Genomic DNA, 14,665 nt, shown 5'->3' with positions numbered 1-14,665 from the left:
TTTCCTTGGTAGAAGAAGTTGGCTGGGATACCAGGATTTGAACCTGGGAATGCCAGGATCAAAACCTGGTGCCTTACCGCTTGGCGATATCCCAACAAAGAATTAATGATAATTTTATTTCTTATCAAGAAATGGTGCGGAAAGAGAGACTTGAACTCTCACAACCGAAGTTACTGGAACCTAAATCCAGCGCGTCTACCAATTCCGCCACTCCCGCATCGTTTGTACAATAAAGTACAGGTAGTTATTTTAAACTCTTCATTGAGCTGCAATTTAACTCTTGCAGAGCCATTTCTAAAAGAAGAAATGGTGGCTAAGACGGGATTTGAACCTGTGACCCCATCATTATGAGTGATGTGCTCTAACCAGCTGAGCTACTTAGCCATTGTTGGCTGGGATACCAGGATTTGAACCTGGGAATGCCAGGATCAAAACCTGGTGCCTTACCGCTTGGCGATATCCCAACAATAACAATTGATAGTTTTAATTCTTATCAAGAATTATGGTGCGGAAGGAGAGACTTGAACTCTCACATCCTAAAATACTGGAACCTAAATCCAGCGCGTCTACCAATTCCGCCACTCCCGCACACAAGGTAGTTATTTTAAACTCTTCATTGAGCAACAAAAAAATAATGGTGGCTAAGACGGGATTTGAACCTGTGACCCCATCATTATGAGTGATGTGCTCTAACCAGCTGAGCTACTTAGCCATCTTTTTTTGTTAGCACTTCATCGCTGAGTGCGGGGCGTATTATGCTGATATGACCCAAATTCGTCAACACCTTTTTTGCAAAAAAACACTTAACTGTGTTTGTTTGCAGGAAAATTAAGCTAACAGGCTAAAATTTAATAAAAATGCTGTTTTTTTAGCTGCCTTTAAGGCGCGGAATCTTAATTAACCCTGTACTTCTTTAATTAAGCGATATTACAAAGATAGACTAGGGCCTGTTTATCTTTTGAGGTTAAATTTGCAGCAGTGTGTTTGGTATTTAGACAAGGCAGAGCCTATGTAGTGTGGTTGTTCCCCATAAATAGGCGATAACGTAGAATAAATGCCAAACACACGCTGCCCGAAGGGTTCTGCCTAGGGGAAATTTACTCTTTGTTGCTCGGTTTTTACTTAGTACACTAGGTTGTTACAAACCTCTCGCCGCGATTAAATCTTCCTTGGATTGAACAAATTTTAATCCTAAAAGGTCAACAGGCCCTGATTGAGCTTAATTATTATTTTTATAATATTTAAATACAAAAAAGGCTCGTAAAAACGAGCCTTTAAAAATTATTACCAAGTGAAATTGGTTTAATTTGTACTTATACGTTGAACAAGAAGTTCATTACATCGCCATCTTTAACAATGTACTCTTTACCTTCTTGACGCATCTTACCTGCTTCTTTTGCGCCACTCTCACCTTTAAAGGCAACAAAGTCGTCAAAAGCAATAGTTTGCGCACGGATAAAGCCACGCTCGAAGTCGGTATGGATTTTACCCGCTGCTTGTGGTGCTGTTGCACCTACAGGGATTGTCCATGCGCGTACTTCTTTTACGCCAGCTGTGAAATAAGTTTGTAATTGTAGTAATTCATAACCACCACGAATAACAAGGTTAAGACCTGGCTCTTCTAGACCAAGATCAGCCATAAACTCTAGCTTGTCTTCGTCATCTAGTTCTGAAAGCTCAGACTCGATAGCGGCACATACAGGAACAACAATCGCATCTTCAGCTGCGGCAATAGCGCGTACGCGGTCAAGGTATGGGTTATTTTCAAAACCATCTTCTGCAACGTTTGCAATATACATTGTTGGTTTAATCGTTAAGAAGTTAATAGAGCTGATTGCTGCTTTTTCTTCTTTAGTTAGTGCTAGACCACGTAAAGTTAAGCCTTCGTCAAGATGCACTTTTACTTTTTCAAGTACAGCATTTTGCTCTTTAGCGTCTTTATCGCCACCTTTTGCTTTTTTTGAATTACGGAAAAGGGCTTTTTCAGCGCTATCCATATCAGCAAGTACTAACTCAGTGTTGATTACGTCAATATCGTCAGCAGGGTCAATAGTGCCTGCTACGTGGATGATGTTTTCATCTTCAAAACAGCGAACTACGTGGCCAATTGCATCGGTTTCACGAATGTTAGCTAAAAACTGGTTACCAAGGCCTTCACCTTTAGATGCGCCTTTTACTAAGCCAGCAATGTCTACAAATTCCATACTAGTGGTAAGAACTCGTTGAGGATTAACAATTTTAGCAAGTTCGTCTAGACGAGGATCTGGCACAGGTACCACACCTGTATTAGGCTCAATGGTACAAAAAGGAAAGTTAGCGGCTTCAATACCCGCTTTAGTTAGTGCATTGAAAAGCGTTGATTTACCAACGTTAGGCAAGCCAACGATGCCACATTTAAAACCCATAGTAAGATACCTTGTTTAGAATTCGTTTAAACGGTGTACTTGGACCCAAGTTACTAGGGTTTAAACGAATGTAGTCTGTTTTGTGCTTTTAACACACCATCTTTTGCAAGTATTTCCATGCAACGAACTGCTTCATCAACAGCAGCATCCATTTTTTCTTGGTCTGCTTTGGCTGCTTTTCCAAGCACCCAACCAGTAACCATTTCACGATGCCCCGGATGACCTACACCAATGCGCAAGCGCATAAAGTCTTTTTGATTTGCCATTTTTGCAATAATGTCTTTTAAACCATTATGACCGCCATGCCCGCCGCCTTTTTTTAACTTGGCAACGCCTGGGTCTAAATCCAATTCGTCATGGGCAACTAAAATGTCCTCGACAGGGATTTTGAAAAAATTAGCTAAACTACCGACCGCTTTACCACTTAAATTCATGTAAGTAGTGGGGATCAATAATTTGAATTCTTGGCCTTGAATGATCACTTTGCCTGTAAGGCCGTGATATTTAGGATCGTATTTTAGGGTGCAGTTGTAGCGTGCAGCGATTTGCTCGATGAACCAAGCACCTGCATTGTGGCGTGTGTTTGCGTATTCGGGGCCTGGATTAGCCAGGCCCACAAGCATTTGAATAGAATTCAAGGTTGCGAGACCTTAAAAATTATTCTGCTGCTGCAGCGTCGTCTTCAACTGGAGCTGCTTTGTTTGCTTTGATAGTCAGGATAGACTGATCATGGCCTTCGCCTTTACCTAAATCTACAGAGCTAACGCCTTTAGGGAAAGTAAGGTCAGAAATATGAACAGAATCGCCAACAACAAACTTAGAAACATCTACTTCAATGAATTCTGGAAGTGCTTTTGGAAGACACGTAATTTCAACTTCAGTTAACTGGTGAACAACAGTTGCGCCAGCTTTAGTTACAATATCTTCACCGATGAAGTGAAGAGGAACTTTAGTTTGAAATTTATGAGTAGCATCTACACGTTGGAAATCAAGGTGAGTAAGCTTAGGCTTGAATGGGTGACGTTGGATATCTTTTAAGATTACTTCAACAGCTTCGCCATCTACGTTAAGCGTAAGGATATGCGTGTAAAAACCTTCGTCTTCTTGTGCTTTGATCATATCTTTATGAGCAAAAGTAAGAGATAAAGCTTCTTTGTCAGCTCCGTAAAGGATTGCAGGAACTTTGTCTTCGCGACGTAGGCGGCGGCTCGCACCAGTACCAGTTTCTACGCGAAGTTCAGCGTTATATGTATAAGTTTTGTTAGACATGATGTCTCCAGTTATTAAAATGTGTAGGGCCTTTGCGACCAAGGTCCCTAGCCAAAAGGCGCGCTATCATACCACCACGCCCAGACAAAATAAACATCGCTTACAAAAAAAGCGCCAAAAGGCGCTTTTATACTCAGGAATGTTTAATTTTAGTGTTCAAACATCGCTGAGATAGATTCTTCGTTACTAATACGACGAATAGTCTCTGCTAACATGTCAGCAAGCGTAAGTACCTTAATTTTATCAAGGGCTTTAAGCTCGTCAGATAGCGGAATTGAGTCAGTTACAATTACTTCGTCAATCATCGAGTCACGTAAGTTTTCTGCTGCTTTACCTGAAAGAATAGGGTGCGTTGCGTATGCAAATACGCGCTTAGCGCCATGTTCTTTAAGTGCTTCTGCGGCTTTACATAACGTACCACCGGTATCAATCATATCATCTACGATAATACAATCACGACCTTCAACGTCACCAATAATGTGCATTACTTGAGAAACGTTTGCTTGAGGGCGACGTTTATCAATGATTGCTAAATCGGTATCGTTTAGTAGTTTTGCAATTGCACGTGCGCGTACAACACCACCAATATCTGGAGATACAACAACGACGTCTTCAAAGTCGCGTTCTTTCATATCTTCAAGTAATACAGGGCTGCCAAATACGTTGTCTACTGGTACATCAAAGAAGCCTTGGATTTGTTCAGCGTGTAAATCAACCGTAAGAACACGGTCAACACCAACGCTTGATAAGAAATCGGCAACAACTTTAGCGGTAATTGGAACACGGGCAGAACGTACACGACGGTCTTGGCGCGCATAACCAAAATAAGGAATGACGGCAGTAATACGACCTGCAGATGCACGACGTAGAGCATCAACCATAACGATAAGTTCCATTAGGTTATCGTTTGTAGGGGCACAGGTTGATTGCAAGATAAAAACGTCCGAGCCACGAACATTTTCATTTATTTGAACACTGATCTCACCGTCGCTAAAACGGCCAACAACAGCATCGCCTAATTCAATATATAAACGTTTTGCAACTTTTTGAGCTAACTCAGGTGTTGCGTTACCAGCGAAGAGCTTCATGTCAGGCACGGTAGGGTTCCTCAGGCACTGAATATTTGGACTAACGGGCAATGATAAATACCACTGCGAGTTAACTTATGATTACTTGTACGTTACTTCATTGATCGAATATGGCGGNGCGCTTGAAGCCACAAAACCCTGCCAAGTATGGGGGAGATTTTCAAGTACATCTTGTGCTTGAACTTGACTAGCAAATTCGACAAAACAACATGAACCTGTTCCGGTCATCTTCGACGGTGCGTATTTTAGCAACCACTGGAGGGTTTTTTCAACCTCGGGGCAAAGCTTTTTAACTAAAGGCTCACAATCGTTGGTTAAAGTATGGTGTTTCCAATCGCCTATTATTTTTGGTGTGTCGCGTTTTAAATCTGGATGTGTAAATATTTTTGCGGTACTTACATGTTGATTTGGGTGTACAACGCAGTACCATTTTTGTTCAAGTTTTACCTGGTGTAATTTCTCACCAATACCATGCGCTATGGCGCTTTGCCCTTGTATGAACACCGGAACATCAGCCCCTAATTTAAGTCCTAATTGGGCTAGAATTTCTAAATTTAGTTCTAATTTCCATAATTTATTTAGGGCTAATAAAGTACTTGCGGCGTCGGATGAACCACCTCCAACACCTCCGCCCATCGGTAAGCGTTTAATTAAATTTATTTTTACACCCAAAGAGGTTTTACAGTGTGTTTGTAATAATAAAGCCGCTTTATAGATGAGATTATCATTTAGAGGTATGTCTTTAGTATCACCACCGACAGAAATACCACCGTCTGTTGTTAGCTCAAAATGCAACTCATCACCAAAATTTAAAAAAGTAAATAAGGTTTCGAGTTCATGATAGCCATCTTCTCGGCGAGCATTAATATGTAAAAATAAATTGAGTTTTGCCGGGGCAATAAGTGAAAAAGAGGTTTTGTTATTCATGCTTATTTAAACTGCCAATCGTAGAGTTGAATTTTTATTTTTATTTGTTGATGCTTTAACGTCAGTTTAGTTGGTAACCAGTAACCTGCGTTTTGTACGTAAGTGCCGTAATCTATTTGCCATTTTTTGCCTGCATTATCAAACCATAATACTTGCTTTGCGCGGCCTAGTTCATCAACGACTAAACTTTGATCGTCAATGGTGCCCTTAAGCCAATTATCGGCATTATCAACAGGGAGTGTAAAACCCGTTAAACGCTTTAAAAGCTCTGCAGCATTAGTATCAAAGTACTCATCACCGTCAAACTCTAATTCAGCACCATTTGATGTTTGTTTAAGCGACAAAATACGAGTACCAATAAAAGTAGTCAGTATTAAATTATTGGAATTTGTTGTTTGCTGCCAATTTAAGTTTGCAGATTGACGCTCTTCTGGGCTTATAAACGCGAGTTTACCCTCGACCTGCCAAGTTTTTTGAGCAGCTAAACGTGGTTTCCAATCATCATAAAGTGTTGTTTTTGTATCAATTTGATGGGCACAGCCACCTAAAAATAAAAAAAACATGAATAAAATCAAATATTGTCGAATCAAATGTTGTTCCTTACTTTCCATATTCCGCTGATTTTTGGTAAAATTACCGCCTTTGAAGTAGGGCTCAGCAATATTTGGCAAATATGACCATAATAGCACTAGGTATAAATCACAAAACCGCATCCGTAGAATTACGTGAAAAAGTGGCTTTTTCGCCTGAGCAAATTTCAGAGGCGTTGCAACAATTAAGTGGCCATGCCGACTTTAATGAAGCGGTTATTGTGTCTACCTGTAATCGAACCGAGATCTATTGTAGCCTCGCTCAGCAAAATTCCCAAACACTGTTAACTTGGCTTGCCAGTTTCCATGGTTTGGATGAACATGAACTGAGCAGCAATATATACTGCCATGAAGGTAATGACGCCATTAACCACTTAATGCGCGTAGCGTGTGGGTTGGATTCTTTGGTATTAGGCGAGCCGCAAATTTTAGGGCAAATAAAGCAATCGTTTTTTAGTGCTAAAACCCACGATGCAATAGGGGTTACTTTTGATAGGTTGTTTCAAAAAACCTTTTCGGTAGCAAAACAAGTTCGTACTGAAACAAATATAGGCGCAAGTGCCGTGTCGGTTGCATTTGCGGCTGTTAACTTAGCAAAACATATTTATGGCAAGCTTGATCAAACCAATGTGCTATTAATTGGTGCTGGTGAAACCATTGAACTGGTTGCTAAACATTTATATCAAAATGAGCCTAAAAAAATAACGGTCGCGAATAGAACAATTGAACGTGCTCGCAGCCTTGCTGATGAAGTGTCGGCAGATGTTATCGCACTTGCACAGTTGCCAGAACGTTTACATGAAGCCGATATAGTCATTAGTTCTACCGCCAGTACTTTACCTATTATTGGTAAAGGGGTGGTTGAGCAAGCGCTTAAGCAGCGCCGACACAAGCCTATGCTATTTATAGATATTGCGGTTCCGCGCGATATAGAAAGCCAAGTAGGTGAGCTAGATGCTGCCTATTTATATTCCGTTGATGACTTACAAACCATTGTAAGCGAGAATATGGCAGCGCGTGAGCAAGCTGCACAGCAAGCGCAAATAATTATTACTGAACGCACCAAAGAATTTGCAATGTGGATGCGCTCACTCGATTCGGTAGATTTAATCCGCCATTATCGAAATGATGTACAAACAATTAAGTCAGAGCTTGTAGAGCGTGCTGTTAGTCAGCTAAATACAGGTAAAGATGCAGAAAAAATTATATTAGAGCTCGCCAATAAATTAACCAATCGCTTAATGCACGCGCCTACCCGTGCAATACAAGACGCAGCGAAAAAAGGTGAAGTGGCGCAGCTAAACCAGTTGAAAAAAATGTTAGGTATTGATCAGGAATAACCGTTAAATGAAAGAGTCTGTTTATAATAAATTAGAAACCTTAGTAGAGCGTTACGAAGAAGTACAAGCGCTGCTAAGCGACCCGTCGGTCATTAGTGATCAAAATCGTTTTCGTGGGCTTTCAAAAGAATACTCTGAGCTTGAAGAGATTGTAAAAACGTTTTTAACTTACAAAGAAACGCAAGATGATTTAGCCAGTGCAGAAGAAATGCTTAAAGATTCTGACCCTGAAATGCGTGAAATGGCGCAAGAAGAATATAAAGAAGCTAAAGCACAAATTTTGGTAATTGAAGATCAAATTCAAGTATTAATGTTGCCAAAAGATCCGCGAGATAACAATAACGTGTTTGTTGAAGTACGAGCAGGGACGGGCGGTGATGAAGCGGCTATTTTTGCTGGCGACTTGTTCCGTATGTACAGCCGCTACGCAGAAAATAAAAAATGGAAAGTAGAAGTTGTGAGCACCAATGAAGGTGAGCACGGTGGTTACAAAGAAGTTATTGCAAATATTAGTGGCGAAGGCGTTTACGGTCAATTAAAGTTTGAATCAGGTGTACACCGCGTACAACGTGTGCCAGAAACTGAGTCACAAGGGCGAGTTCATACCTCTGCGTGTACTGTTGCGGTAATGGCGGAAGTACCAGAGGCCGAAGCGATACAAATTAATACCGCAGATTTAAAAGTTGATACATTTCGTGCATCAGGCGCAGGTGGTCAGCACGTTAATAAAACAGATTCTGCTATTCGACTTACACATATACCTACCGGTGTTGTGGTTGAGTGTCAGGATCAACGTTCACAGCATAAAAACCGTGCTAAAGCGATGTCGGTACTTGCAGCACGTTTGCAACAGGCTGAAGATGAAAAGCGCCATGCGGCAGAAGCATCTGAACGTCGTGACTTAGTAGGTAGTGGCGATCGTTCTGAACGTATCCGTACTTATAACTACCCACAAGGTCGTATTACCGATCACCGTATTAACTTAACACTTTATCGCTTGAATGAAGTGGTAGCGGGTGATTTAAGCTGCGTTATTGACCCATTAATGCAAGAACATCAAGCTGACTTATTAGCGGCTATGGGCGACGAGTAATCGTGAGCCAAACTCTTGAACAAGCTATTGCTGCAGGCGCTAATTTATTAGCACCTAGCAGCGAAAGTGCTAAATTAGACGCACAAGTTTTACTTCTACATATTCTTCAAAAACCTCACAGTTACCTTTTCACTTGGCCAGAGCATGCGCTTAATGCCGAACAACAACAGCAATTTAATACATTTTGCCAAAGACGTTTAAACGGTGAACCTGTTGCACATATTACGGGGCAACGTGAATTTTGGAGCTTATCGCTTGAAGTCAACGCAACAACTTTAATACCTCGACCAGATACCGAAACGTTAGTAGAACAAGCGCTTGAAGTGGCTGTACCTGCTACAGCTAAAGTGCTTGATTTAGGCACGGGTACTGGTGCAATAGCGCTGGCATTGGGTAGTGAAATGCCTAATTGGCAAATTATTGCAGTAGATAGAGTAAGCGATGCAGTTGCACTGGCTACACGTAACCAGCAGCGATTGGCGATTAATAACGTTCACGTTAAGCAAAGCAACTGGTTTAGCGAGTTACATGGTGAGAAATTCAACCTAATTGTCACTAACCCACCTTATATTGAAAGCAGTGATATACATTTAAATCAGGGCGATGTGCGCTTTGAGCCTTTGTCGGCATTAGTGGCTGATGATTGTGGAATGTCTGATATTAAACAAATAATTACACAATCACGTGACTATTTGTTATCTAGTGGCTATCTTTTAATAGAACACGGTTTTGAGCAAGGTGAAGCTGTTCGTCATTTTTTCAAAAAAATGGCATTTGTGAATATTAAAACAGTGAAAGACTTTGGTGATAACGACCGTGTAACGTTTGCACAGTGGCCCTAAAGAATAATAATTGCCTGCTAGTGCGTTAAATAATGCCATGAAGGAATTTCGACTATGATGGGTGATTTTTTATTTTCAGATGAGCCAGAAGAAGCAATCAATGAGATTGAACTCGGTACCTGGAAAGTATTAATCGTTGATGATGAACCTGAAGTTCATGCTGTTACAAAACTAGCGTTGAGTGATTTTGAGTTTCAAAATAAACGCTTAGAATTTATTAGTGCGTACTCAGGTGCTGAAGCAAAAGAGCTTGTGAAAGAGCATCCAGATGCAGCCATTGTACTACTTGATGTAGTAATGGAGACCGATGATGCCGGTTTGCAAGTTGCTAAGTTTATTCGTGAAGAAGCTAAAAATAATCATATTCGAATTATTTTAAGAACGGGTCAACCTGGTCAAGCACCTGAACGACAAGTAATTATTAATTATGATATTAACGATTACAAATCTAAAACAGAGCTAACGGCTCAAAAGTTATTTACTGTTATTATGTCGAGCCTGCGCTCGTATCGGGATATTATTTCGATTGAGCAGTCACGCGAAGGGCTTGAGAAAATAATTATAGCGTCCCGTGATATTTTTTCTGCGCATTCAATAGAGCACTTTATTGAAGGCGTTATGCAGCAGTTAACTTCTTTACTTGGTATTGCTGATCAAGCTATGTATGCAACTACTTTAGTTGCGCAAAATCCTGAGGCACAAAATAATAAAAAATTAATTGTTTGCTCGGGTACCGGTGACTTTGAAAAAAGTGAAGGTAAAGAGCTCGATGAAGTATTACAAGCTGAACAGTTAAGTGCATGTCATCAGGCGCTTAATGAAAAAAGTATTATTTATAAAGATAACTACTTATTTGCGTATTGTAGCAGTGAGTACAATCATAATTCGATGCTATTTATATCAGGTATTCCAAAGGATTTAACGGATACTCAGCGCCATTTAATTAAGATTTTTTCTCAAAATGTGCAACTTGCGTTTGAAAATGTACAACTTCAGTCTGAAATAGAAGCAACGCAACAAGAGCTTGTTTACAGGTTAAGTGAAGCAGTAGAGCAACGCTCAACAGAAACGGGTAATCATGTTAAGCGTGTAGCACATATTTGTCATATATTGGCACAAGGGTATGGCTTATCTAAGCATGATGCTGATTTAGTAAGGTTGGCGTCGCCTCTTCATGATGTAGGCAAAGTGGGCATTCCTGATGCGGTATTAAATAAACCAGCAAAGTTAGACGCCCAAGAATGGGAAGTGATGAAAACCCATACTGATAAAGGCTATACTATTTTAAAAGACTCGCCGCATGAGATTGTTAGTGCAGGTGCAATTATTGCAAAAGAGCATCATGAAAAATGGGATGGCTCTGGTTACCCACAAGGTTTAAGCGGAAACGCAATTAATGTATTTGGTCGCATAGTTGCACTTGCTGATGTATACGATGCACTTCGCCATAAACGATGCTATAAAGAACCTTGGACACTGCAAAACGTAGTTGATGAAATTAACGCTCAAAAAGGCACACACTTTGAACCAAAATTGGTTGAAGTATTTAACGAGAAGCTTGATGAGTTAGAAGCGGTTCTTAACCGTTTTCCTGATTAAATTTTTATAAAACAGAAGTACAGGGGCATATGGATTATTTAGCAGTAAAGCATTCACACATGGCAATTGCGATGTTGAGTGTGATTTTATTTTATGTTCGCGCATTTTCGCGAATGGGCAGTGGTAAATTAGCAAAAAATAAAGCGGTAATGATTGGTAGTCATAGTATAGATACTTTGTTATTAGTGTCTGCACTTACGCTTATATTTATGGCTAAAATTAACCCGTTTGAACAATATTGGCTATTAGAAAAAATAGTTTTAGTGGTTATATATATTGGTATTGGGGCTAAAAGCGCCAGACAAACTAAAATGACGGCTAAAGTTGCTTACGTTTTAGTTAACACTGCTGTTATTTTAGCGATAGGTTATTTAGCGACGTCTAAATCAGCTTTTTTGCTTTAAAATACCTGACTATTTGAGCTTTATAGTTGTTTTATAAAGCTCAAATACGACTCCCTCTCAGAAAATATTCAAAAACATCTCTATATTGGTATATAGCTTTAAAGTTAGGTAAACTAAGCCTTCGTTTTCTAAAATGTTGCAGTATTAATGACTACCCTCGGGTTTGACGAACACGATGAATCTTATCTTGATGATGCTTACGATGAATTTACACCTCCAGCGATTTACCGCTGTATTAAAGCAGAGTCAAAATGGGACCCTCAGATAGATTTAACACCATGTTATGAAACTTTAACTGACTTTGAACAGCAAATTTCAGCGCTGTGTTTAAAAGTGAGTGATGAGCACGATCGCTTCGAAAAATTATTAGATATGTTTTACAGCGATTGGCTATTTAGTGCCTCAGGCTTAAAAGTGCCAGAATACAAATTAAATACATTAAGCTATACGCTTTCTATGCGTAGTGGCTCACCAACAACGCTTGCAATTATACTTTGTCACTTTTTACAACACGCTAACTTTGATGCAAATCTTAGTCTTACGCTGGGTGATGTTGGTGTTCATGTGGCGATAAGTGATGAAGAGGGCTATATAATTGAGCCAAGCAGCGGGCAACAAAGCTGGTATATCATCCCTGAAAACGCAGATGAAGATGATGGGCAAGAACAAGAGCCTTTAGAGTTAATTTTTGATGACGAAGTATATAAGCTATTTTTAGCTCAGCAAAAATGGTCTTTCATTAGCGAAAACAAATTTGGTCATGCTTTGACCTGTGTAGAGATGCTAATGGAGCTAATAGGCGACGACCCGTATGAGAGACGCGACAGAGGTTACTTATTAAATCAGCTCGGTTGCCCTAAAATGGCACGTGATGATTTACAGTTTTTTGTCGATGAGTGTCCGGACGATCCTGCAATAGAGATTATTCAACACCAAATAGAAGAACTAGAAGATAATAATAAAACGCACCATTAAGAATAGGAATAATTATGGTTGAAACTCAAAGCGCATTAATTACAAATGATGCCGTTGTGCTTGGTTTGCTTGCTGTTATTTTGGGGGTTATTTTTAAAACCTCAAACAGTGAGCGTCCAGCTTTAAAACGATTTTATAAATACGTACCTGCTTTACTACTGTGTTACTTTTTACCTTCGTTATTAAATACCTTTGGTATTGTAGATGGTAATAAATCTAATGTTTATTATGTGGCTTCGCGCTACTTACTGCCTGCTTGTTTAATACTACTTACCATTAGTATTGATTTAAAAGCTATTATTAACTTAGGCCCTAAAGCGCTCATTATGTTTTTAGTGGGTACATTGGGCATTGTTATTGGTGGGCCATTAGCTATTTTAGTAGTGAGTGCATTTGATCCAAGTATTGTTGGTGGTCATGGGCCCGATGCAGTATGGCGCGGTATGACAACCGTTGCGGGTAGCTGGATTGGCGGTGGTGCTAACCAGGCATCAATGAAAGAGATGTTTGAAGTGGGTGGTGATATATTTTCTGTAATGATTACAGTAGATGTAATAGTCGCGAATATTTGGATGGCTGTTTTATTGTTAATGGCAGCAAATCATAAAAAAATTGATGCTGCTACGGGTGCTGATACAAGCGCAATTGAAGATTTAAAAAAACGTGTTGAAGCCTATCATGCTGAACACGCGCGTATTCCTACTCTTAACGATTACATGACGCTGCTTGCAATTGCATTTGGTATAACCGGTTTAGCGCATTTTTGTGCTGACTTTTTAGGTCCGTACTTTGGCACTACTTATGAGTGGGCAAAAGAATACAGCTTAAACAGTAAATTCTTTTGGCTAATTGTTATATCAACAACGATTGGCATAGGCTTATCGTTTACTAAAGTTAGACAAATAGAAGCGTTTGGCGCTTCAAAGGTAGCCTCTAGCTTTTTATATATTTTAGTCGCATCGATTGGTTTGCATATGAATGTAACCGCTATTTTTAATAACCCTGGGTTATTTTTAGTTGGCGCAATTTGGATGCTAGTGCATGCAAGCATAATGTTAGTAGTAGCTAAACTAATTAAAGCACCGTTATTTTATATGGCTGTGGGCTCGCAGGCTAATGTGGGCGGTGCAGCGTCTGCACCTGTTGTAGCATCAGCGTTTCATCCGTCATTAGCGCCTGTTGGTGTTCTGTTAGCTGTACTGGGCTATGGTGTGGGTACTTATATGGCTTATATTTGTGGATTAATGATGCAAGCAGTTGCACCGTAAGGAATTTAAATGAAAGACCAAATTATTAAAATCAATGAAATTGAACTAGCAAACAACAAACCGTTTGTATTGTTCGGTGGTATTAACGTATTAGAATCTCGCGATTTAGCTATGCGTGTTGCAGAGCATTACGTAGAAGTTACGACGAAACTCAATATTCCTTATGTATTTAAAGCGTCATTTGATAAGGCTAACCGTTCTTCAATCAATTCGTACCGTGGTCCTGGTATGGAAGAAGGTTTAAAAATATTTGAAGAGATTAAAAAGACTTTCAACATACCGCTTATTACTGATGTACATGAACCTCATCAAGCAGCACCTGTTGCTGAAGTTGTTGATGTAATTCAGTTACCAGCCTTTTTAGCACGTCAAACAGATTTAGTTGTGGCGATGGCTAAAACAGGTGCAATTATTAACGTGAAAAAACCACAGTTTTTAGCGCCACATGAAATGCGCCATATCATTACTAAATTTAATGAAGCCGGTAATAATAACATAGCACTTTGTGAGCGCGGTTCTAGCTTTGGTTACAACAACCTAGTGGTTGATATGCTGGGTATGGATGATATGAAAGCAATGGCGCCTGTTATTTTTGATGCAACACATGCACTTCAGCGCCCAGGTGGCCGAGCTGATTCTGCTGATGGTCGTCGTGCACAAGCAGCAGAGCTTGCACGCAGCGGTATGGCGCTAGGTATTGCAGGTTTATTTATTGAGGCGCATCCAAACCCTAACGAAGCTAAATGTGATGGCCCATGTGCGCTAGCGCTTAGTAAGTTAGAAGGGTACTTAACGCAAATGAAAGCGGTTGATGATTTAATTAAAAGCTTTGCCCCACTTGATACAAGTGCAAGCGATTTATAAT

At 40.0% G+C, this 14,665-nt stretch carries 14 protein-coding genes and 6 tRNA genes; 8 read left to right on the top strand and 12 right to left on the bottom strand.

All coding sequences use genetic code 11. The annotated features are described in order from the left end of the window. Positions 1 to 19 precede the first annotated feature (19 nt). The 12 genes from L654_RS0107700 to lolB form a co-directional block, all read right to left on the bottom strand. Positions 20 to 94: transfer RNA gene (locus L654_RS0107700), tRNA-Gln, on the bottom strand. Between the two features lie 38 nt (positions 95 to 132). Continuing rightward, positions 133 to 217 (bottom strand) — tRNA-Leu (locus L654_RS0107695). 90 nt (positions 218 to 307) lie between these two features. Next, positions 308 to 384: transfer RNA gene (locus L654_RS0107690), tRNA-Met, on the bottom strand. Between the two features lie 5 nt (positions 385 to 389). Beyond that, a tRNA-Gln gene (locus tag L654_RS0107685) sits at positions 390 to 464 on the bottom strand. Between the two features lie 39 nt (positions 465 to 503). After that, a tRNA-Leu gene (locus L654_RS0107680) sits at positions 504 to 588 on the bottom strand. Between the two features lie 47 nt (positions 589 to 635). Beyond that, positions 636 to 712: transfer RNA gene (locus L654_RS0107675), tRNA-Met, on the bottom strand. 601 nt (positions 713 to 1,313) lie between these two features. Continuing rightward, positions 1,314 to 2,405 carry a redox-regulated ATPase YchF gene (gene ychF, locus L654_RS0107670; protein WP_007583951.1) on the bottom strand — a complete coding sequence of 364 codons (1,092 nt, stop codon included), beginning with the start codon at positions 2,403 to 2,405 and terminating at the stop codon, positions 1,314 to 1,316. A 53-nt stretch (positions 2,406 to 2,458) separates the two neighbouring features. After that, entirely contained in the window at positions 2,459 to 3,043 is a 585-nt protein-coding gene (gene pth / locus L654_RS0107665) for an aminoacyl-tRNA hydrolase (RefSeq protein WP_007583954.1), read from the bottom strand. Between the two features lie 19 nt (positions 3,044 to 3,062). After that, complete coding sequence (locus L654_RS0107660) at positions 3,063 to 3,674, bottom strand: 50S ribosomal protein L25/general stress protein Ctc (protein ID WP_008171830.1); 612 nt, start codon at positions 3,672 to 3,674, stop codon at positions 3,063 to 3,065. A 149-nt stretch (positions 3,675 to 3,823) separates the two neighbouring features. Beyond that, a complete protein-coding gene (locus L654_RS0107655; protein ID WP_007583957.1) occupies positions 3,824 to 4,771 on the bottom strand; it encodes a ribose-phosphate pyrophosphokinase in 948 nt (315 codons plus the stop codon). Positions 4,772 to 4,843: 72 nt separating this feature from the next. Next, entirely contained in the window at positions 4,844 to 5,689 is an 846-nt protein-coding gene (ispE, locus tag L654_RS0107650) for a 4-(cytidine 5'-diphospho)-2-C-methyl-D-erythritol kinase (protein WP_024607704.1), read from the bottom strand. Positions 5,690 to 5,691: 2 nt separating this feature from the next. Beyond that, entirely contained in the window at positions 5,692 to 6,279 is a 588-nt protein-coding gene (gene lolB, locus L654_RS0107645; protein ID WP_024591615.1) for a lipoprotein insertase outer membrane protein LolB, read from the bottom strand. Positions 6,280 to 6,362: 83 nt separating this feature from the next. On the opposite strand from lolB, the gene hemA reads away from it, so the two are divergent. The 8 genes from hemA to kdsA all read left to right on the top strand — a co-directional run bounded on the left by hemA (position 6,363) and on the right by kdsA (position 14,664). Next, positions 6,363 to 7,619, top strand: a complete 1,257-nt coding sequence (gene hemA / locus L654_RS0107640; RefSeq protein ID WP_010554718.1) for a glutamyl-tRNA reductase — start codon at positions 6,363 to 6,365, stop codon at positions 7,617 to 7,619. A 7-nt stretch (positions 7,620 to 7,626) separates the two neighbouring features. Further along, positions 7,627 to 8,712 carry a peptide chain release factor 1 gene (gene prfA / locus L654_RS0107635; protein ID WP_024607703.1) on the top strand — a complete coding sequence of 362 codons (1,086 nt, stop codon included), beginning with the start codon at positions 7,627 to 7,629 and terminating at the stop codon, positions 8,710 to 8,712. A gap of 2 nt (positions 8,713 to 8,714) precedes the next feature. Continuing rightward, positions 8,715 to 9,554, top strand: a complete 840-nt coding sequence (gene prmC / locus L654_RS0107630; protein ID WP_010554719.1) for a peptide chain release factor N(5)-glutamine methyltransferase — start codon at positions 8,715 to 8,717, stop codon at positions 9,552 to 9,554. Between the two features lie 54 nt (positions 9,555 to 9,608). Beyond that, positions 9,609 to 11,153 (top strand): response regulator, encoded by a 1,545-nt coding sequence (locus L654_RS0107625; protein ID WP_007583964.1) that lies wholly within the window; start codon positions 9,609 to 9,611, stop codon positions 11,151 to 11,153. 29 nt (positions 11,154 to 11,182) lie between these two features. Then, entirely contained in the window at positions 11,183 to 11,557 is a 375-nt protein-coding gene (locus tag L654_RS0107620) for a SirB2 family protein (RefSeq protein ID WP_007583965.1), read from the top strand. A 147-nt stretch (positions 11,558 to 11,704) separates the two neighbouring features. Next, positions 11,705 to 12,532, top strand: a complete 828-nt coding sequence (locus tag L654_RS0107615; protein WP_024607702.1) for a tetratricopeptide repeat protein — start codon at positions 11,705 to 11,707, stop codon at positions 12,530 to 12,532. A 14-nt stretch (positions 12,533 to 12,546) separates the two neighbouring features. Next, positions 12,547 to 13,800, top strand: coding sequence for a DUF819 family protein (locus tag L654_RS0107610; RefSeq protein WP_024591612.1), 1,254 nt, complete (start codon positions 12,547 to 12,549; stop codon positions 13,798 to 13,800). A 9-nt stretch (positions 13,801 to 13,809) separates the two neighbouring features. After that, complete coding sequence (kdsA, locus tag L654_RS0107605; protein WP_007583968.1) at positions 13,810 to 14,664, top strand: 3-deoxy-8-phosphooctulonate synthase; 855 nt, start codon at positions 13,810 to 13,812, stop codon at positions 14,662 to 14,664. Position 14,665 lies beyond the last annotated feature (1 nt).

This window comes from Pseudoalteromonas sp. TAB23, assembly GCF_000498075.1.
Classification (GTDB): Bacteria; Pseudomonadota; Gammaproteobacteria; order Enterobacterales; family Alteromonadaceae; genus Pseudoalteromonas; species Pseudoalteromonas arctica.
The sequence above is the reverse complement of the archived record's forward strand: the minus strand, read 5'-3'. Positions and strand labels throughout refer to the sequence as shown.